The following is a 19725-nucleotide window of genomic DNA, read 5'->3' on the forward strand; positions in this document are numbered from 1 at the left end:
AATGGTGGAAATGGGAGATGAATATATACAGCTCCCTTGAGGCGCTTGGTATTGCTGACCCTAGCGGTTCCGGCTGGTTGGCGGTAGTTTTTACATTTTTATTAGCTTGGGCTGTGACATGGCGTTTAATTCCGGCAGTACGCAAATTTGCTTTGCGGGTGGGTTGGGCTGACCAACCAAATGCACGGCGGTTAAACCGAGAACCTTTACCTAACGCAGGGGGTTTGGCTATCTATGCAGGAGTAATAGCGGCTTTGATACTAGCAAGCCTGTTAAGACCTATTGAACTCCAAGGTGTATTGGCTCAAGTGCTAACTATTCTCTTAGGAGGTTCAATATTAGTCCTAGTAGGCTTCATTGACGACCAATTTGGCTTACCTCCTTCAGTTCGCCTACTAGTGCAAGTTCTGACGGCACTGCTGCTAGTTGGGAATGGCATTAGCATTAAAGTTACTTTTGGTACTCCCCTCGACTCGCTACTGTCAACCTTGCTAACAGTATTGTGGGTTGTGGGAATTACCAACGCCATCAACTTGATGGATGGTATGGATGGTTTGGCGGGAGGAGTTAGCTTTATCACCGCCATGAGTTTATTAGCTGTTTCGGCACAGTTTCCGAATTGGGCAGCAGCAACCCTGGTTCTGGCAGCATTAGCGGGAGCAGCGCTGGGTTTTTTGCGCCATAATTTCCACCCTTCACACATCATTATGGGTGATGCTGGAGCTTACTTTTTTGGCTATGTACTTGCTGCCACCGCTATTATAGGCGACTTACAGGTTAGCACAGTCTTTTCTTTAGTTCCGCCAGTTTTGTTTCTGCTCTTGCCTGTGCTGGATACTACCCAAGTGTTTGTGCGACGGATAATGGCAGGGAAAAACCCCCTCAGTACTCCTGGAAAAGACCACTTACACCACCGTTTGTTGGCTCTGGGTTTCTCCCAGCGCCGCGCTGCACTCACTCTTTGGACGATTGCCTTGGTTTGCAACTGGCTGGCGATGACAATACAAGGCATGAGCTTGGTAGTTATATTTACTACTACCCTCAGTATTATTGCTCTATTAGGCTTTACTCTCTGGCAGAGGATTAGGGCAACGTGAAGAATGGGGAAAAGGGGAGCGTAAGCGCCCTTGGAGGTTTCCGAGGCAGTGCGTTGGAGGGTTTCCCCCCAACCCCACTGGCGTGGGGCCCCTAAGCCCCCCGTTGTAGCACCTGCCGTTGGGTTGTAGCGACTGGCGTGAAAGGTAAAAGGGCAAAGGAAGAATCTCTTCTTACCCTTTCCCCCTTACCCCTTACCCTTTCCCCTTCGTTTAATTACGCCATCACCATCCCGCCATCGACGTTAAAGACTTGTCCGGTGATGTAGGCTGCTGCGGGATCGGCGGCTAGGAAGCGCACCATACCAGCAACTTCTTCAGGCTGGCCGTAGCGACCAAGGGGAATATATTTGAGAATTTCTTCGGCATTGATATTACTTGTCATGTCGGTGGCGATGAAGCCAGGGGCAACGGCGTTAACGGTAATGCTGCGAGATGCAAATTCTTTAGCAACGGTTTTGGTAAAACCAATGACACCTGCTTTGGCGGCGCTGTAATTGGCTTGTCCGGGGTTGCCCATTTGTCCGGCGACAGAGGTAATGTTGACGATTCGCCCCGATCGCTGTTTGAGCATGATTTTACTGACAGCACGAGTGCTTAAAAATACACCTGTGAGATTGAGGTCAATTACTGCTTGCCAGTCTTCTGGCTTCATTCGTAACAATAGTGTGTCGCGAGTTATACCAGCGTTGTTGACCAAGATGTCAATGCGATGAAACTTTTCGGTGACGGCACTCACTAAAGCATCTACTTGCTCAGCTTTGGAGACATCAGCGCTGAGTGCGATCGCACTACCACCTGCTTGAGTAATTTCTGACACTACTTCCTCAGCAGCTTGGCTGGAACTAGCATAATTGACAACTACGCTGGCTCCGACTTTTGCCAATTCTCGCGCGATCGCCCGCCCAATCCCCCGAGAAGCACCAGTGACAATAGCAACTTGTCCTCGCAAAGTTTGTAAATTTTCTGGTAAAAGTTCCATAACTACTCCTCTTGATTGTTTCACCGCGCTAATCATCATAGGGTGATTCGGGAGCGCAACTAATAACAATTCGCTTTAATTTGACTACAGGTAGAGAGATGGGGGGAGTGGGAGAGTGGGAGAGTGGGAGAGTGGGGGAATAATTATTAACCACTAACTACTAACCACTAACTACTAACTAGTTAACTTTATTTGTGCTTACTTACTTAACTTAATAAATTGTTATCAAAAATAACAACACCTCAATCGCTTTGATAGAAGTATTTTAGAAAATTTTGTAGTTTGCGATACATTTTTGTGGAAAATTTGTTGCTATCTATAAGCATTGAATATAAAAAGCCTGTCCTCAAAAATAACTATTAGCAATTGGGTAAGAATATATATAGCTTCTAGGGTTCCGGTTTAATTCTAAGAAGTTAAACGACTGGTCCAAGAGAAGCACCCAGTTTAGCAAGAACTGGCTACACGGCGGGAAAAAAGCCCGGGAGGTGCATAGCAGAAATTTAACTGTTATGACTTGCCCGGGCTATAGTTTTTTCCTTACTATTGTTTAGATGTCATATTTTGAAACATGACCGATCAATCTTTTACTGACGCCAATTCTCATTTCCAACGACCTGCAACACAAGCGAATCGGGCGCTGGAAAAAGAAGCAAATTTGCCCCTGACAGGGTGGCAGCAGGAAGTTTCTAGAGGATTAGAATTTGGTTTAGAAGCGGCAGAAAGTATCAGCGATCGCTCCATTCCTACCTTTTCTCGCGGTGAACTTCCCCACTTTGCCGGAATTAATACTTTTTTGAAAGCACCCTATTTAGAAGATGTGCGAAAAGTCGGCGAATACGACGTTGCGATTGTGGGTGTACCGCATGATTCTGGAACTACCTATCGACCCGGAACTCGTTTTGGCCCCCAAGGAATCCGCCGAATTTCGGCATTGTACACTCCTTATAACTTTGAACTAGGTGTTGATTTGCGCGAGCAAATTACCTTGTGTGATGTGGGTGATATTTTTACCATTCCAGCCAATAACGAAAAATCTTTTGACCAGATTTCTAAAGGCATTGCTCACATCTTTAGTTCTGGTGCATTTCCCATCATTATGGGAGGCGATCATTCAATTGGATTTCCGACAGTGCGAGGTGTTTGCCGTCACTTAGGTGACAAAAAAGTCGGAATTATTCACTTTGACCGTCATGTCGATACCCAGGAAACAGACCTTGATGAGCGGATGCATACCTGTCCCTGGTTCCATGCAACAAATATTAAAAATGCTCCAGCAAAAAACCTCGTGCAATTAGGAATTGGTGGTTGGCAAGTACCGCGTCAAGGTGTAAAAGTTTGTCGAGAAAGAGCTACCAACATCCTAACAGTTACGGACATCACAGAGATGGGTTTGGATGCGGCAGTCAACTTTGCCTTAGAACGAGCTTTAGATGGTACTGACTGCGTTTACATCAGCTTTGATATTGATTGCATCGATGCTGGTTTTGTCCCTGGAACAGGCTGGCCTGAACCTGGTGGATTATTACCGCGTGAAGCGCTTTACATGTTAGGTAAAATTATCCAGAAAGCACCTATTTGTGGACTAGAAGTTGTCGAAGTTTCACCTCCTTACGATATCAGCGACATTACATCATTAATGGCGACAAGGGTCATTTGCGACACAATGGCGCATTTAGTGATATCTGGTCAATTACCACGCAAAGAAAAACCCGCATATATTCACCCCGAAGCACAATCAGAGTTAGTGGAAAATTGGAGGTAAATTTATCATTGCACCCGTGCATGGTGTGGGGATAAAAATATAAACCTGCATAGGTAGGGTTGGTTGAGTTTTGCGTAAAAAAGTAGCGATTTTAAACGCACGCCTGTAGCAAAGGAAAACGCACCAGGGACGCAGAGTCTGAATAGAAAGATTTTGCTATGAATTTATGCGATTTTGTATTTAGTTGGTATTGCCCTGGGCTTTAGCCTGGGGCGAAGGAGGGGAATTTTGCACGAAACTGATATGACAAAAGCGCTCATTTTAACTGTAAAAGATTGGTGTGAATCCCAGCTTGAGCATCCACAAATTTCTCAAATTCACCTGATTGTTGGTAAGTTTACTTGTGTTGAACCAGCAAGCTTGCAATTTGCTTTTGAGGTACAGACGCGCAATACCTTTTTAGAAGGGGTAAAACTGGTAATTCAAGAAACACCATTAATTGCTTTTTGTCACCGTTGCCAACAAGAATATTCACCGCAAATTGGCTGGCAATACGCCTGTCCTGAATGTCATTCTCCAATGGAGGATATTCTCTCAGGTAGAGAGTTGAAAATTGACAAAATTGAGTACGCTTATGCATCAAACATTTGACGCAGCATTAGGAATTAACTTGCTTCATGCTAACCAGCAAGGAGCCGACCACAACCGAGCGCATTTTGATGAATGGGGAATTATTTGTTTCAACATTATGAGTAGCCCAGGTGCTGGTAAAACAGCACTACTAGAGCGTACGCTTGCTACTTTGAGCAACGAGTTAAAAATTGCCGTGATTGAAGGGGATATGACCACCGATTTAGATGCAGAACGGCTGCGGAAATACGGTGTGCCTGTGATTGCAATTAATACAGGTCGTTCTTGTCATTTAGATTCCAAAATGGTTGCAGGCGGAATTCATCGACTGGAACACGAATACAATCCTTCTGACTTTGATTTAGTGCTGGTAGAAAATGTTGGTAATTTAGTTTGTCCTGCTGAATTTGAAGTTGGAGAACATGCCAAAGTTGCTTTATTGAGCGTGACTGAAGGTGAAGACAAACCGCTGAAATATCCGATTATGTTCCAAGAAGCAGATTGTCTGCTGATTACCAAAATAGATTTGGCTCCTTATTTGGATATTGATATTAGCTGCATTGAAGTTAATGTCCGTCAGATGAATCCTAATATTAGGATTATTCCTGTTTCTGCTAAAACAGGTGAGGGCTTGGAAGTTTGGTTTGATTGGGTGCGTCAGTTCAAATCACTAACTACCTAAGAGCGTAGTGAGGGTAAACTCAAGAACTTCTGCACAAGCTTTGTTTCACATGACTTATAAGGCTTGCATCAAAAAAACTAGTGACTAATGATAGAGGATTAAGAGCTAATTTGTCACAAAAACTAAAGTGTCACTCAGATAAAAACCAGCGGTTATCAGGCATCTTATAAATCTAATTGGAAGACCAAATATGTTGTCTGGTTAAATACTACGATTTACTGAGGTCATATGAGTAAGCGTAACGTTCCCATTTTACTTTTTTTGGCTCTTGGGCTAGGAGTTTCTTGTTTGACCTTCGGTACGATGTGGTTAATAGATCAATTTACGCAGCCTTCATTATCACGTGAAAAAGACATATCGGTAAATCAATCGATCAATAATCAGTTAACGCTTTTGGGAGATACTTTCAGTGGTTACAGCACTTTTCGCAGTCAGACTTTTCTAGAAGCGGTCAAAAAAGCTGGTTTAAACTTGCGTTATGAAGATGAATTTGATCAAGCCAAACGTGCTGAGCGTTTTAATCAGGGACAATCTGATTTGTTGGTAACGACACTGGATCAGTTTCTCAAACAACAGCCTCAGGGAAAAATTGTGGGGCTAATTGACACTACAGTGGGAGCAGACGCGGTTGTCCTCAACACTAAGAAGTATCCCAATCTCAAATCAATGCTAGCTCTGAGCCAGTTGGTACAGCAAGCACGCAACAAGGGAGAGCAATTCACAATTGTCTTTGCTGGCGATACACCTAGCGAGTATTTGGCACAGGTGTTAACTACCAAATTTGAGGAGTTTAAGCTGTCAGATTTCCAAATCAAAAGAGTGGCAGATGCTGCCGATGCCTGGAAGGTATTGCAAGATTCCAATCAAAATGTGGCAGTTGCTGTGCTTTGGGAACCTTATGTCAGCCAAGCTCGACACAAGGGTTACACGGTGGTGCTATCGAGTCAGGATTTACCGGGGACAATCGTAGATGTGATTGTTGCTTCTAACCGCCTGATTGAGTCGCAACCAGAGAAGATTTCACAATTACTGGAAGTTTATTACCGTCTGATTGATACCAATGTCCGCAATGCTGAACAGTTGCAGGCACAAATTGCTCTTGATGGGAATTTATCTAGCACTGATGCTGGTGCAATTTTGCAAGGCATTGACTTTTTTACCTCCGTTGAAGCTGAGAACTGGATGACGGATGACACTTTAGAGAAACGCATTAACTCTACTGCTGCGGTGCTGATGCTAGTAGGCAAAATGAATGAGGTTCCCCAGAATCCTAAAGAACTGTTTACCTCCGAGTTCATTGCGAAGGCGTCAGAAAATACCCAAAATCTAATTAAAATGGTGCGTATCGATAACCCGGAACTAGCAGACAGATTTGCTGGCAAAGGAAAAGCGATCGCTCCCATGCCTAATTTCAATCCCAACCAGATTGCCACCGCCCCTAATATTGGCAATTTGCAACTGCAAGGGGAGGTGAAATTCACAACTGACTCTGCCCTGCTTACTGATAAAAGTAAGGAAACGCTAGATAAGCTGAGTCGGGAGATTGCAGAATTCAACGAACAAACAATAGGCGTACGAGTGATTGGTCATACTTCTAGATTTGGCGAGGCTGACTTTAACCAAGACCTGAGTCAAAAACGGGCACAGACAGTGGCTAACTATCTGCGCGATCGCGGTCTCAAGCACAAGATTGTAGCTGTGGGTAAAGGTTCCAGCCAACCACTAGCTGGAGTTCATCCTGAGGATAAACGTAATCAACGCACGGAAATTCGTCTAGTTCGTGTTAATTAGGTTGTGAGTTGTGATAGGGGTTTCATGAAGTTACGATTTTTACCATCTTTATTAGCTTTATTTTTAATAAGTTTAATTGTTGCAGTCAGTTGTACTCCTTCTCCACAAACTTCTACGTCGGAAAATTCTGCTGCAACTCCTACAAATACCAAACCAATTCAATTTGGTTTTAGTGCTTGGCCTGGTTGGTTTCCTTGGCAAATTGCTCAAGAACAAAACCTGTTTGAGGCAAATAAAGTTAATGTCGATTTGAAGTGGTTTGATGGCTATTTAGATTCCATTAATGCTTTGAGAGCAGGTCAATTGGATGCCAATACTCAAACCTTGAATGACACGATTAGTTCAGTAGCGGCTGGTGCAGATCAGGTAATTGTTTTGGTCAATGACAATTCCACTGGCAACGATAAAATTATCGTCCGAGAAGGAATTAATACTATTGCTGACCTCAAAGGTAAAAAAGTTGCAGCTGAAGAAGGAACTGTTGACCATTTTTTATTATTACTAGGTTTGAAAAAAGCAGGTTTAACACAAGCTGATATTCAGTTTCAACCACTAGAAACAGGTGCAGCCGCAGCAGCTTTTGTTGCTGGTCAAGTGGATGCAGTGGGAGTGTTTGCACCCTTCACTACAAAGGCTTTATCACGTTCTGGCAGTAAAGAATTATTTAGTTCTAAAGACTTTCCGGGTGCAATTCCCGACCATTTAGTAGTTAGCCGCAAACTAATTAACGAACGTCAGCAATATGTGCAAGCTTTAGTAAATACTTGGTTTGCAACTTTAGATTTTATGAAAGCAAATCAAGAAAAAGCTTACGAAATTATGGCAAAACGTGCAGGGGTGTCAGTTTCCGAATATAAGGCATACGACGCAGGGACTAAAATCTTTACTCTAGAGGAAAATTTGAAAGCATTTACTCCCGGTCAAAATATGACATCTCTGAGATACGCCGCTGAGGAAATTAGCAAGTTTCTCGTTGAAAGCGGTTTAATCAAACAAGCGCCTAATCTTAACCAAATCTTTGACGATCGCTTTATCAAAGCCTACGCTGCCAAGCAAACATCATGAACCAACACGCTGAAGATTTGCAAGCAATTAATTCTGGGCGTCCTCAGAAAATGTTACCACAAACCTGTTTTTGGCGCATTGCTGAGGATATTCCCAACAACTTGGCTTGGACTTTAATGTTCTTGTCAATTTCCGTACCTATACTTCTCTGGTGGATTATTGCCAACACAGGCTTAATTCCACCTTTGTTTCTTCCTTCTCCAAGTCAAGTTTGGGATGCATTTCAAAGGCTTTTGGCCAGTGGAGATTTGCAAAAAGATATTGCCTTTAGTTTGTTTCGAGTCCTGGGTGGATTTTTGCTAGCAGCAATCATTTCCATTCCTTTAGGCACATTGATGGGTACTTTTGCCAGCATTCGGGCATTGCTAGAACCACTTATTGGTATCGTGCGCTATATGCCAGCCCCAGCATTTATTCCCTTACTAATTTTATATTTTGGATTGGGAGAAACACCGAAAATTATGCTGATTTTTATCGGCACGCTGTTTTTTAATACCTTAATGGTGATGGATGCAGTGAAGTTTGTTCCCAAAGAATTATTGGAAACTACTTATACTTTAGGCGGCCAAAGAAAACAAGTTTTACTACAAGTCATTTTCCCATTTATTCTGCCTAATATTATCGATGCTTGTCGCGTCAATATGGCAGCATCTTGGAATTTAGTCATTGTCTCTGAATTGGTAGCGGCAACAGAAGGTTTAGGACGCCGAATTAGTGTTGCCCAAAGGTATCTCAAAACCGATGAAATTTTTGCTGGGTTAATTGTAATTGGTTTAATTGGTTTAGGAATTGACCTTTTGTTTCGATTGTTATTGCGGGCTTCTTGTAAGTGGGCTGCTGATTAGAAAAGCAGAAGATGATAGAGTAGGATAATTTTTGACTCTATATATGTGCGAAGCATTTAGGCAATAATTTATTCGTTTTGTAAAAAGATTACTCACCAAATGCTTTGCCCCTACTCTTCTAACAAATGACAAATGACAAATGACAAATGACAAATGACTAATTATGCATTTAGAAATTAATCAACTCCACAAACAATTCAAAACTAAGCGCGGTTTGCTGACTGCCCTCAAGGATATTAATTTGCATATTGAAGAAGGGGAGTTTGTCTGTGCAGTAGGGGCAAGTGGTTCTGGTAAATCAACTCTGCTACGCTTAATTGCGGGGTTGGATACTCCGACAGCAGGGGAAATACTGGTTGATGGGGTGCGGGTTACAGGGCCAGGATCTGACCGTGGTATGGTTTTTCAAAGCTATACTCTTTATCCGTGGATGAGTGTTGCCGAAAATGTAGAATTTGGTTTGAAGCTACAAGGTGTACCGAAAGTCCAGCGACGACAACAGGCGGCTTATTATCTAGAAGTAGTAGGTTTATCTACGTTTGCTAAGGCGCTACCTAAAGAACTTTCTGGTGGGATGAAGCAACGAGTAGCGATCGCTCGTGCTTTAGCATCGCAACCAAAAATTTTACTCATGGATGAACCCTTTGGCGCTTTGGATGCACAGACAAAAGAAGCTATGCAGCAATTTTTGCTGGAAATTTGGCATAGCACCAGCACCACAATTTTTATGATTACTCATGATGTTGAGGAAGCAATTTTTTTATCACAGCGCATCTATGTGTTAAGTTCGCGGCCAGGTACAATTAGGCAGGAAGTGCAAATCCAACTACCTAGCAAATCGAATCCTCAAATCAAGCAACATCAAACATTTCAGACATATAAAAATGATGTGAGAAGACTCCTGTATGAGGACGGACTTCAAATAAACAGCAGCTCAAAGCAGCTACCTCTAGTAGGCTAAACTGCATCTCGTCAGTTTTCTTGTGAAGCGCCGTAAAGATGCTTTACACTCATCGAGGTTGCTAAGAACTACTATTAAAATCAAACGATAAAAAACTGGTGCGTATCACATGACTACTAAAAAGCAATTCAACAGCTTTGAAGAGATGCTGTCTGGTTCTGATGTACCCGTATTGGTAGATTTTTACGCTGACTGGTGCGGGCCTTGTCAGATGATGGCTCCGATATTAGAACAAGTCAATGCTCAACTTCAAGGCCAGATCAGAATTGTAAAGATTGACACCGAGAAATACCCACAATTAGCTAGTCAGTATGAAATTGCTGCTCTTCCAACTCTGGTACTGTTTAAGCAAGGTCAGCCGATAAATCGGATTGAAGGTGTAGTGCAAGCACCACAATTAGTTCAACATCTCAAATCCCTAATTTAATTAAAACGATTCAGCAGGTAGTTATAGTTCTTCCTAGTAGCATCATCAAATATAGTTAGGCTGCTAGTTTACCCGGAGTTACCCAGATTGGCTGAACTACAACAGCCTATATCCCCTCTGCAAAGGCATTGGGGATTGTTTTATGCATAAAATTTAGACTTCCATTCAAGCCGTAGGGACGCAAAGACGCATGGACTATGTCTGCGGCATGAATTCTGAGCGATCGCCCTCTAAATAGGTGTAAAATTACCACTTCCAACAGTACTATTGTTCTACTACAACAACGATAGTATTATTAAGGACTGTTTAGCGCTGCCACATATTCATTAGCTTGCCGATATGTCAGACCAAAAGCTAGCTGCGTCCTTGAATGGACATCTTCCCCAAATTAACCCCAACAACCAAAATACAATCCGGATTCGGGGAGCAAGGCAGCATAACCTAAAAAATATTGATTTGGACTTGCCACGCGATCGCCTCATCGTCTTTACTGGCGTTTCTGGTTCTGGCAAGTCTTCTTTGGCGTTTGACACCATTTTTGCCGAAGGACAGCGCCGCTACGTGGAATCTCTCAGCGCCTACGCCCGGCAATTTTTAGGTCAGATAGACAAACCGGATGTCGAGTCAATTGAAGGGTTAAGTCCAGCAATTTCCATTGACCAAAAGTCAACCTCCCATAACCCCCGTTCGACAGTGGGAACGGTGACAGAGATTTACGACTATCTGCGCTTGTTATTTGGACGGGCGGGAGAACCCCATTGTCCGATCTGCGATCGCTGTATTGCCCCTCAAACCATCGATGAAATGGTAGACAGGATTATGGAATTGGGCGATCGCACTCGCTTCCAAATCCTCGCACCCGTCGTGCGCGGTAAAAAAGGCACTCATAAAAAGCTGTTATCCAGTCTCGCCTCCCAAGGGTTCGTGCGTGTCCGCATCGATGGCGAGGTGCGAGAACTATCTGATGCAATTGAATTAGATAAAAATTTTACTCACACTATTGAAGTGGTCATAGACCGTCTGGTGAAAAAAGACGGCATTCAAGAGCGTTTGGTCGATTCACTGTCCACTTGTCTAAAACTATCTGAAGGAATAGCAGTAATTTTATTTACTCCCCCCTCCGATTCCACCCAACCAACAACCAACAACCAACAAACAACAACCAACGAACAAGAATTAGTCTTTTCAGAAAATTTTGCTTGTCCGGAACACGGCGCAGTCATGGAGGAATTATCGCCGCGATTGTTCTCGTTTAACTCCCCTTATGGTGCTTGTCCTCATTGTCATGGCATCGGCAGTTTAAGAACATTCTCGCCGGAGTTGGTAGTACCCGATCCAAAAGCACCTGTTTATGCAGCGATCGCACCTTGGTCAGAAAAGGAAAATTCTTATTATTTAGAATTGCTTTACGGTTTGGGACAAGCTTACGGGTTTGAATTGCAGACGCAGTGGAATAAGTTGACACAAGAACAGCGGCAGATAGTTTTACATGGAGAAGAACAAACCGCAGAAGCCCAGAAGAAGGCTTTTCGAGGAGTAATTCCCATATTGCAAAGACAATATGAGGGGGGGTCAGAATTAATTAAGCAAAAATTGGAACAGTATTTAATCGACCAAGCTTGTCCTGTGTGTAAGGGAAAGCGGTTGAAACCGGAAGCGTTAGCGGTGCGGTTGGGACAATATAGAATTTTGGATTTGACAGGGGAGTCAATTCGGGAAAGTCGAGAGAGGATTGATGAATTGAAGTTGAGCGATCGCCAAATGCAAATTGCCGATTTAGTATTAAGAGAAATCAAGGCAAGATTGCAATTTCTTCTAGATGTGGGGTTAGATTATTTAACCCTTGACCGTCCGGCGATGACACTTTCTGGTGGAGAAGCACAGCGAATTCGTTTGGCAACACAAATCGGTTCTGGGTTGACAGGAGTATTGTACGTTTTAGATGAACCGAGTATTGGATTGCATCAACGAGATAATGGGCGATTACTGCGAACTTTAACTAAATTGCGCGATTTGGGCAATACATTAATTGTGGTAGAGCATGATGAAGAAACGATTCGTGCTGCTGACCATATAGTTGATATTGGCCCGGGTGCAGGAATTCACGGCGGAAATATTATCGCCCAAGGTAATTTGCAGGCGTTGCTAGAAGCAGAAAATTCACTGACAGGCGCGTATTTGTCAGGAAGGCAAGTAATTCAAACTCCTGCCACCAGAAGAGAAGGAAATGGGCTGAGTTTGACGATCAAAAACGCCCATCGTAACAACTTAAAAAATATAGATGTGGAAATTCCACTGGGTAAACTTGTTGCCGTTACTGGTGTTTCTGGTTCTGGAAAATCGACCTTAATTAACGAATTACTCTACCCAGCACTGCAACACCATCTCACTCGTAAAGTTCCTTTTCCTAAAGAAATCGATGCAATTAAAGGACTAAATGTAATTGATAAAGCCATAGTCATTGACCAATCTCCCATTGGTAGAACACCACGTTCAAACCCAGCAACTTATACAGGTGTCTTTGATGTAATTCGCGAAGTTTTTTCTCAAACAGTAGAAGCAAAAGCAAGAGGTTACAAACCAGGACAGTTTTCTTTCAATGTTAAAGGCGGACGTTGCGAAGCTTGCAGCGGACAAGGTGTGAATGTCATTGAAATGAATTTTCTGCCAGATGTTTACGTGCAATGTGAGGTGTGTAAAGGTGCGAGATATAACCGCGAAACATTGCAAGTAAAGTACAAAGACAAGTCTATTGCTGATGTTTTGAATATGACTGTTGAAGAAGCTTTAGAGTTTTTCAAAAATATTCCTAAAGCTTTCACCCGCCTGCAAACTTTGGTAGATGTGGGGTTGGGTTACATTCAACTTGGACAACCTGCAACCACCTTATCTGGTGGAGAAGCGCAGCGAGTGAAATTAGCAACAGAATTATCACGCCGTGCGACAGGAAAAACACTTTATTTAATCGATGAACCAACAACAGGATTATCGTTTTACGATGTCCACAAATTGTTAGATGTGTTGCAAAGATTGGTAGATAAAGGTAATTCAATTTTAGTGATTGAACACAATTTAGATGTAATTCGTTGTGCTGATTGGGTAATAGATTTGGGGCCCGAAGGTGGCGATAAAGGTGGAGAAGTGATTGCCAAAGGTACACCAGAAGAAGTGGCACAGAATCCTAAGTCGTATACTGGGCAGTATTTAAAGCAGGTGTTGCAGCATTATCCGCCAATAACTTTGACTAATTAAACAAGTAGGGTGCGTTACGTTCCACTAACGCACCCTAATTCCAATCAGCTGATGACTTGTTTAGAAACCTTTAATTTCGCTTCTCATGATTGCACGAGCAGCAATACCATTAGGCGTTTTTCGAGCTTCTAACAAACGTATCTCGGTTTCACCAATTGGTAGCGATCGCTTAATTATAAATAAACAAGCTTGGCTCAACGTGAAAGAATTCTCCTAAACCCTCAGCTTGTTCTTGAGTGATTTCTAATTCACCACTCATGACTTGAGTAACGATTTCAATAGAACCAAGAATTCCTACTAAATCTTTTGCTTCTATGCCTTTAGCTTCCATCAAATGAAGAAGTCTAGAGTGTGGTGTTGAAGCATTAAGCTGATAGTGATTTCCTTCAAAATCTTCAATCAACTTGACCAATAATTCTAACAGGGCATCTTCTTCTGGCGATAGATTAGGACGAGCAAGTAGTTCTTCAACAATTTCTAAAAATTTCTCATTTTCTTCCTCGGTTTTGATAATCCGGGGTTGATAATAAGATAGCAATTGGCTGTAAATGTCTGAATTAAAAATAAGGGTCATTTTTCCATTTGTCTTTGTCATATTCGGCATGAGTCAAGACATATTTGATGTAGATAACTTGCTTCTGATAATTGATACTAACTATTAAGCGATATTTATTCCCTTTGATATTAAAAACTGTAAAATTGCCAACTGCTTCTGCTTGAGGATAAACTGCTTGAAGTTCTATCAAATTACCCCAGTTTGCCTGACTAGCAGTTCTGTACCAGTCATCAAGAGCTTCATAGCAATCAGCATGTTCTTTGCAGAATTCTCGTAATTTTTTACGACTAATAACGTGCATTAAGTTATTATTTCGCAGTTTTGCTGTTTTCTCAGTTTGAGATAGCACAATATGCTCAAACTCGTGTTAACAGCGTATCACGTCTCATAACAGATATACTTATACTGTACCTTATCTCCACTTTAGTATGAAAACCCTAGCCGAGTGGATGATGCAGGGCTACTATTGGATGGATGATTGTAGCAGGGACATTAAGGGATATTATGCGATCGCGCTTGTGAATTTATTAACAACTTACTCTCTGGCAACAAGCGGTAGTCGTACAGTGAAAATAGACCCAACTCCCTGCTCGCTTTTAACAAAAATCTCACCACCCATCATATGGCAAAAATGGCGGCTGATTGCCAAACCCAACCCAGTACCGCCATACTTTTTCGTAGTTGAAGCATCTCCTTGCGTAAAGGGTTGAAACAATTGCTGCTGTTGCTTTGTAGACATGCCAATACCCGAATCGGTCACGGTGAAAATGATGATTTCACTGGGTTCTTCTCCTGGTGAATAAACTTTTTCTCTCTTCACATTCAGCGTCACTCTACCGTTAGTTGTAAACTTAGCGGCGTTACTGAGCAAGTTGTAAAGTACCTGCCTCAGTTTAGTCTGATCGGTATGCATTATGCCTAATTCTTGCTCATAATCAACTTCTAAGACATTGCCATTTTTCTCTATTAAAGGCTTGACTGTCAGGACGACATTATTAATCAACATGACTAGGTCAAATGTCTCTGGGTAAAAAGTCATTTTCCCCGCTTCGATTTTCGACAAGTCAAGGATGTCGTTAATCAATGTCAAAAGATGTCTACCAGCAGAATTGATAGAATCGAGATCGCCGATGACATCTTCAGCTAAACCCATATCAGCAGCATCATCTTGCAGCAGTTGGCTCAAACCGATAATGGCATTCAACGGTGTGCGTAATTCGTGGCTAATATTCGCCAAAAACTGACTTTTTGCCTTGTTAGCTGCTTCTGCTAATTCTTTAGCTTGTTCGAGTTCTTTGGTATGCTTAGATACTTGCTCAATCAGGCGGTTGAGAGATTTGGCTAGTAACCCAATTTCATCTTCGGTGGTAATAGGCGCTCGTAAATCAAAATTAGATTTTCGCGCCACCTGTTCAGCAACTTGAGTAACGGTAATGACTGGATCGGCGATCGCCCGAGAAGTACGCCAAGCAATAATGGCAGCAATCCCCACCGATAAGAGCATACTAGCTATGACTATCGATCTTTCAATTCCTTTTGACCGGTCTACATCGTTTTTAAGTGCCTGCTCTTGCTGTTCGGCCACTTGCAGGTTATTGCTCAATGTTTGATATAACTGATCTAATCGTGCGGCTGTTTCACCACGCAGAACTGCCAGCAATTCCTCCTGGACTGCGGATGCTTGCTGTGGCTGTAGTGGCTGATTGTCTACTTGCTGTAAGATTGATTCTACTTGCCGAACGTAGGAGTCTAAATTAGTTGCGTAATCCCGCAATAAAGCTTGTAGAGAAGCTTCGCTTGCTGCTAATGCAAATCGCTTTGGCTTGCTTTCTAGAAAATCCATAATTTGATTCTCTATTTTCTTTGTTTTCTCAATATTTTCGAGAAATTTTGCTCTTCTATTCGCAAGCCTTTCTGGATATTCTACTACGGCAGTCAAATTGGCGCTCTGCAATTGTGCGTCGACAATCGCATCTTTGTAATTAGCCAGCATTTGTGTTTGGAATTGGGCATGATTTAATTGCCTAATTTCTCGTCCGCGATAATAGTTAGCAACTACCAACCCAGCCAGTGAGCCGAAAAAGCCAATTCCTATTGCTAAAAAGTAGCCATAACCAATCTTTTGATGAATGCGCCAAGAACTGGCTTTAAGTTTCCCTCGCGAGGGAAATTCTATGGTCGGGAGTTCGTCGTCGTTAGAGGGCTGGTTGGCTGACACTTTTTTGTTTTCTGAACTGCTGTCAACAGCGGTTGGCTTTTGAGTTTGCATCCCTCAAATCTCCTTGCCCTCCCGCCAAAGTTACCATCTGAGTGTAGGCAGGAAAATCACTTCTACTGATGATTTTCACCAACATTATCTTCTTTTATAACAAGAGTAAATCTCTGCTCACTAATATAGTTTGCATAACCCTAATGATATTTAAGCAGTTTTTATATATGTAAACTTTTGACAAACCCAAGCAACACAACAGTAAAAACAAGCAATCTGCTATGACTATTAGTTTTCAAGCACAGAGATTATATCCTACTTTAACCGATCGGAAGGCGCACCCAACAGATTTATGAAACGTAACCTCGCAGACTTTTTGAAGGATTCACGACGGCCGACTTTTTGAGCAAGACTAGCTTTCCTCTCATTGCTGTCAGCTATTTTAGGGCGTAGATAATGTCCTTACTTTGAAAGATAAACTAGAATTTATCACTTTTTAGTGTAATTCTAAAAAAACTTTAACCTTAGGAAATCTTACCTATCCAAATAACGGCAAAAACCCCCACAAGCAGCCAGATTGTTACAATTACCACTGCTGCTATGCGACTACCAGGGGTGACTTGATTGATAGTTTTTTCTGCTTTTTCCCGACATTCTGCCATTACTGTTGGCGGAATCATTCGCAGTACCAAAATGATGCCCAAAGGCACTAATACTAAATCATCTAAATAACCGAGGACAGGAATAAAGTCTGGTATTAAGTCGATAGGACTGAGAGCATAGGTAACGACGATCGCAGCTAATACCTTTGCATACCAAGGAACTCTGGAATCTTTACAGGCAAGGGCAATAGCATAAGTTTCTTTTTTAAGTTTTTTAACTTGTTGTTTCCAGCGGTACATAATAATGTAGAGACGCGCCATGGCGCGTCTCTCTAAGTTTAGATGATTAGGCGATCGCAGCTGTTGAAAGTTGCTTGCTGACTGCTTGCTTCAGCAATTCAGCCTTATCGGTACGCTCCCAGGGCAGTTCTAAATCTGTCCGTCCAAAGTGACCGTAAGCCGCGACGTCCTGATAAAAACGTCCGCCTCTTTCACTTGGCAGTTTACGTAAATTAAAGGCGTGAATAATTCCCGCCGGACGCAGTTCAAAATGCTCTTTGATTAAATCCAGCAAGGTTTCGTCATCAACTTTGCCAGTGCCAAAAGTATCGACGAAAATGCTTACCGGTCGCGCTACACCAATGGCGTAACTTAACTGAACTTCGCATTTTTCTGCCAACCCTGCGGCAACAATATTTTTTGCTGCATAGCGACAAGCATAGGCAGCGCTGCGGTCTACTTTGGTGGGGTCTTTACCAGAAAAGGCTCCACCACCATGTCGGGAATAACCACCGTAGGTATCGACAATGATTTTACGTCCAGTTAGACCAGAGTCTCCCTGCGGGCCACCAATGACGAATTTGCCAGTGGGGTTGACCAAAAACCGGGTATTTTCATCCGGCTTGACGTCTAGATCTCCAAACACGGGTTCAACTACCGCTGACCAGAGGTCTTTTTTAATCTTGGCTTGTACTTCTGCTTCGTCGGTAATATCACCAATGGTCGGTGTATGCTGCGTCGAAACTAGGATGGTATCAATACCAATCGGGCGTCCGTCTTCATAAAGAACGGTTACTTGAGTTTTGCCATCGGGGCGCAGGTATGACAATTGACCAGTCTTGCGGACTGCTGCCAGTCGGCGAGCAATGCGATGGGCAAGGCTGATGGGCAAGGGCATCAGTTCTGGCGTTTCGTTACAAGCGAAACCAAACATGATACCTTGGTCGCCAGCACCAATCTTGTCGAATGTTTCGTCACTATCCTGACGGGCTTCGTGAGCAGTATTCACACCTTGAGCAATATCAGGTGATTGTTCGTCCAAAGCTACTAGTACCGAGCAGCTGTTAGAGCAGAAGCCATTCACAGCATCGGTGTAGCCAATTTCAGCAATTTTCTTGCGGGCAATATTGACGTAATTGACGCTGGCTTTGCTGGTAATTTCACCAGTGATTAGCACTAAGCCAGTGTTAACAACAACCTCAGCCGCGACACGGCTACTCTGGTCTTGTGTGAGCAGGGCATCTAGAATGGCATCTGAGATTTGATCGCAGATTTTATCTGGATGGCCTTCGGTCACTGACTCGGAGGTAAATAAATAACGTTTAGACAAATTCAATTCCTCCTTTAAAGGTGAGCAGGCTGACTAAATGTTGCCATTTAGTCAAGCTACTTCAATCTGAAATCATAACAATATTTTCACAATCAGCAGTTAATAAACATACTTACTTCATCAAAATCGTTTATTATTAATGATTTTCTTTAAAAAATAAATACAACTGGTACTTATTGTTGTGCTAGTATCATCTCTGCCCTTAATTAATCCATAAAAAAAGAGGGACACAACAGTGCCCCTTGGACATTTGACACAAACACTGTTGCTCTAAACTTGAATCGCCATTTTTGCTTCCTTTGCGGTTAAGCGCTCGTAGGTAGCACGCATTTTTAATCCTGTCAGCACTTGGAACAAACCAGTACCATTATTGGAACCAGGATACTCGCGGTGCTGGAGTAGCAAATGAGTCATTTCACCTTGGTACTTGGTAGATGTGTTGCTCAAGTGAGTTTCGATGTAAATTACTTCGTCCAGGTTGTCAAATTGACCATCTACCTCTAGAACAGAAACGTAGCGACCGTAATACACATCCGAACCGTAATACAGTTGCATACCGGGATAGGAGCAGGTTAGCTTACGTCCGCAGGGAGTCCAGTGGATTGTAGAGCCTTCATCAAACAGATAAACCGGCGCGAAGCCTTCTTTACCTTCCCGCTGTAGCATCCGTACCCGCAGGACTTTACGCTCTTTGTCTTCTTTAATTAAGTTGGTAGGTAATACTTGGAGAACTACATCGGCAAATTCTCTTTGTGGTTCAATGTACTTTTGAAAATCAGGTTTGCGGGAGTTGATTTGAGCTAAGACATCTTCGTAGCGGTGGCCGCGTTCTGCCATGTCTCGCTGGATTTTCCAGGCAATTTTTACTTCATCGCTAATATCAAAATAGACGCTGAAGTCAATTAGCGATCGCACACGCTCATCATATAGAGGATGTAACCCCTCAATCACGACAATGTGATTCGGTTCTACTAGCTCTGGAGGATCAATTGTGCCGGTTTCGTGGTTATAAATCGGCTTCATTATTGATTGACCTTCTTTGAGCGCTTTGATCTGCTCATACATCAGGTCAAAATTGTTGGCTCTGGGGTCGAGTGCAGTTATTCCTGTTTCTTTGCGCTGCTTTCTATCCAGTGAATGATAGTCATCCAAACAGATGACTGTCATTAATTCTTCACCAAATAAATCTGTAAGACGACGCAAAAACGTAGATTTACCGCACCCAGAGTCTCCGGCTACTCCAATCAATACCACGCGATCCGGTTTATTTGTCATAAATCTCCTCTATGTTGCTAAAGATGAGTCAATCAATAAT

Annotated in this window: 18 protein-coding genes and 1 riboswitch; of the genes, 10 read left to right on the forward strand and 8 right to left on the reverse strand. The window is 42.7% G+C overall.

Going from position 1 to position 19725, the window contains the following annotated elements; genetic code table 11:
• Positions 1 to 17 precede the first annotated feature (17 nt).
• Positions 18 to 1097, forward strand: a complete 1080-nt coding sequence (locus FIS9605_RS0117700; RefSeq protein WP_026733796.1) for an MraY family glycosyltransferase — start codon at positions 18 to 20, stop codon at positions 1095 to 1097.
• Positions 1098 to 1311: 214 nt separating this feature from the next.
• Here FIS9605_RS0117700 and fabG read toward each other — a convergent pair whose 3' ends face one another.
• Positions 1312 to 2076, reverse strand: a complete 765-nt coding sequence (gene fabG, locus FIS9605_RS0117705) for a 3-oxoacyl-[acyl-carrier-protein] reductase (RefSeq protein ID WP_026733797.1) — start codon at positions 2074 to 2076, stop codon at positions 1312 to 1314.
• 378 nt (positions 2077 to 2454) lie between these two features.
• A riboswitch (guanidine-I (ykkC/yxkD leader) is annotated at positions 2455 to 2566 on the forward strand.
• An 81-nt stretch (positions 2567 to 2647) separates the two neighbouring features.
• Between fabG and speB the strand changes: the two genes are divergently transcribed.
• From speB to trxA, 8 genes are all read left to right on the forward strand, one after another.
• Entirely contained in the window at positions 2648 to 3841 is a 1194-nt protein-coding gene (gene speB / locus FIS9605_RS0117710; RefSeq protein ID WP_026733798.1) for an agmatinase, read from the forward strand.
• Between the two features lie 189 nt (positions 3842 to 4030).
• Positions 4031 to 4432: a hydrogenase maturation nickel metallochaperone HypA gene (gene hypA / locus FIS9605_RS0117715; RefSeq protein WP_442854722.1), complete on the forward strand. Its 402-nt coding sequence runs from the start codon at positions 4031 to 4033 to the stop codon at positions 4430 to 4432.
• Complete coding sequence (hypB, locus tag FIS9605_RS0117720) at positions 4416 to 5093, forward strand: hydrogenase nickel incorporation protein HypB (RefSeq protein WP_051470051.1); 678 nt, start codon at positions 4416 to 4418, stop codon at positions 5091 to 5093. The genes hypA and hypB overlap by 17 nt, the downstream gene beginning before the upstream one ends.
• 228 nt (positions 5094 to 5321) lie before the next feature.
• On the forward strand, positions 5322 to 6884 hold the full coding sequence (locus tag FIS9605_RS0117725; protein ID WP_026733801.1) for an OmpA family protein: 1563 nt from the start codon (positions 5322 to 5324) through the stop codon (positions 6882 to 6884).
• Positions 6885 to 6908: 24 nt separating this feature from the next.
• Complete coding sequence (locus tag FIS9605_RS0117730) at positions 6909 to 7949, forward strand: ABC transporter substrate-binding protein (protein WP_026733802.1); 1041 nt, start codon at positions 6909 to 6911, stop codon at positions 7947 to 7949.
• A complete protein-coding gene (locus FIS9605_RS0117735) occupies positions 7946 to 8794 on the forward strand; it encodes an ABC transporter permease (RefSeq protein ID WP_026733803.1) in 849 nt (282 codons plus the stop codon). Before FIS9605_RS0117730 ends, FIS9605_RS0117735 begins: the two co-directional genes overlap by 4 nt.
• A gap of 163 nt (positions 8795 to 8957) precedes the next feature.
• Positions 8958 to 9755, forward strand: coding sequence for an ABC transporter ATP-binding protein (locus tag FIS9605_RS0117740; protein WP_026733804.1), 798 nt, complete (start codon positions 8958 to 8960; stop codon positions 9753 to 9755).
• Positions 9756 to 9864: 109 nt separating this feature from the next.
• Positions 9865 to 10182 carry a thioredoxin gene (gene trxA, locus FIS9605_RS0117745; protein WP_026733805.1) on the forward strand — a complete coding sequence of 106 codons (318 nt, stop codon included), beginning with the start codon at positions 9865 to 9867 and terminating at the stop codon, positions 10180 to 10182.
• A 106-nt stretch (positions 10183 to 10288) separates the two neighbouring features.
• Here trxA and FIS9605_RS44125 read toward each other — a convergent pair whose 3' ends face one another.
• Entirely contained in the window at positions 10289 to 10435 is a 147-nt protein-coding gene (locus tag FIS9605_RS44125; protein WP_197036076.1) for a hypothetical protein, read from the reverse strand.
• Positions 10436 to 10521: 86 nt separating this feature from the next.
• On the opposite strand from FIS9605_RS44125, the gene uvrA reads away from it, so the two are divergent.
• Positions 10522 to 13434 (forward strand): excinuclease ABC subunit UvrA, encoded by a 2913-nt coding sequence (gene uvrA, locus FIS9605_RS0117750; protein ID WP_026733806.1) that lies wholly within the window; start codon positions 10522 to 10524, stop codon positions 13432 to 13434.
• A 169-nt stretch (positions 13435 to 13603) separates the two neighbouring features.
• On the opposite strand, the gene FIS9605_RS0117755 is transcribed toward uvrA, so the two are convergent.
• The 6 genes from FIS9605_RS0117755 to FIS9605_RS0117780 form a co-directional block, all read right to left on the reverse strand.
• The gene (locus tag FIS9605_RS0117755) at positions 13604 to 14008 is read right to left on the reverse strand and encodes a helix-turn-helix domain-containing protein (protein WP_026733807.1); all 405 of its coding nucleotides are present in this window, start codon (positions 14006 to 14008) and stop codon (positions 13604 to 13606) included.
• On the reverse strand, positions 13992 to 14291 hold the full coding sequence (locus FIS9605_RS0117760) for a type II toxin-antitoxin system HigB family toxin (RefSeq protein ID WP_026733808.1): 300 nt from the start codon (positions 14289 to 14291) through the stop codon (positions 13992 to 13994). Before FIS9605_RS0117760 ends, FIS9605_RS0117755 begins: the two co-directional genes overlap by 17 nt.
• Positions 14292 to 14525: 234 nt before the next feature.
• Positions 14526 to 16259, reverse strand: coding sequence for a sensor histidine kinase (locus tag FIS9605_RS0117765; protein WP_026733809.1), 1734 nt, complete (start codon positions 16257 to 16259; stop codon positions 14526 to 14528).
• A gap of 464 nt (positions 16260 to 16723) precedes the next feature.
• Positions 16724 to 17122 (reverse strand): DUF1232 domain-containing protein, encoded by a 399-nt coding sequence (locus tag FIS9605_RS0117770; RefSeq protein ID WP_026733810.1) that lies wholly within the window; start codon positions 17120 to 17122, stop codon positions 16724 to 16726.
• A gap of 25 nt (positions 17123 to 17147) precedes the next feature.
• Complete coding sequence (gene metK / locus FIS9605_RS0117775) at positions 17148 to 18410, reverse strand: methionine adenosyltransferase (RefSeq protein WP_026733811.1); 1263 nt, start codon at positions 18408 to 18410, stop codon at positions 17148 to 17150.
• A gap of 270 nt (positions 18411 to 18680) precedes the next feature.
• Positions 18681 to 19685: a phosphoribulokinase gene (locus tag FIS9605_RS0117780; RefSeq protein ID WP_026733812.1), complete on the reverse strand. Its 1005-nt coding sequence runs from the start codon at positions 19683 to 19685 to the stop codon at positions 18681 to 18683.
• Positions 19686 to 19725: the final 40 nt, after the last annotated feature.

Origin of the sequence: Fischerella sp. PCC 9605, assembly GCF_000517105.1 — a bacterium.
In the GTDB taxonomy this organism is placed as follows: Bacteria; Cyanobacteriota; Cyanobacteriia; order Cyanobacteriales; family Nostocaceae; genus PCC9605.

What these genes read in the sequence shown, in the direction of transcription:
- hypB (WP_051470051.1), top strand. Translation starts at nt 4,416, where the DNA reads ATGCATCAAACATTTGACGCAGCATTAGGAATTAACTTGCTTCATGCT.
- FIS9605_RS0117755 (WP_026733807.1), bottom strand. Translation starts at nt 14,008, where the DNA reads ATGACCCTTATTTTTAATTCAGACATTTACAGCCAATTGCTATCTTAT.
- fabG (WP_026733797.1), bottom strand. Translation starts at nt 2,076, where the DNA reads ATGGAACTTTTACCAGAAAATTTACAAACTTTGCGAGGACAAGTTGCT.
- trxA (WP_026733805.1), top strand. Translation starts at nt 9,865, where the DNA reads ATGACTACTAAAAAGCAATTCAACAGCTTTGAAGAGATGCTGTCTGGT.
- FIS9605_RS0117700 (WP_026733796.1), top strand. Translation starts at nt 18, where the DNA reads ATGAATATATACAGCTCCCTTGAGGCGCTTGGTATTGCTGACCCTAGC.
- FIS9605_RS0117760 (WP_026733808.1), bottom strand. Translation starts at nt 14,291, where the DNA reads ATGCACGTTATTAGTCGTAAAAAATTACGAGAATTCTGCAAAGAACAT.
- FIS9605_RS0117725 (WP_026733801.1), top strand. Translation starts at nt 5,322, where the DNA reads ATGAGTAAGCGTAACGTTCCCATTTTACTTTTTTTGGCTCTTGGGCTA.
- speB (WP_026733798.1), top strand. Translation starts at nt 2,648, where the DNA reads ATGACCGATCAATCTTTTACTGACGCCAATTCTCATTTCCAACGACCT.
- FIS9605_RS0117740 (WP_026733804.1), top strand. Translation starts at nt 8,958, where the DNA reads ATGCATTTAGAAATTAATCAACTCCACAAACAATTCAAAACTAAGCGC.
- uvrA (WP_026733806.1), top strand. Translation starts at nt 10,522, where the DNA reads ATGTCAGACCAAAAGCTAGCTGCGTCCTTGAATGGACATCTTCCCCAA.
- FIS9605_RS0117780 (WP_026733812.1), bottom strand. Translation starts at nt 19,685, where the DNA reads ATGACAAATAAACCGGATCGCGTGGTATTGATTGGAGTAGCCGGAGAC.
- FIS9605_RS0117730 (WP_026733802.1), top strand. Translation starts at nt 6,909, where the DNA reads ATGAAGTTACGATTTTTACCATCTTTATTAGCTTTATTTTTAATAAGT.
- FIS9605_RS0117765 (WP_026733809.1), bottom strand. Translation starts at nt 16,259, where the DNA reads ATGCAAACTCAAAAGCCAACCGCTGTTGACAGCAGTTCAGAAAACAAA.
- FIS9605_RS0117735 (WP_026733803.1), top strand. Translation starts at nt 7,946, where the DNA reads ATGAACCAACACGCTGAAGATTTGCAAGCAATTAATTCTGGGCGTCCT.
- FIS9605_RS0117770 (WP_026733810.1), bottom strand. Translation starts at nt 17,122, where the DNA reads ATGGCGCGTCTCTACATTATTATGTACCGCTGGAAACAACAAGTTAAA.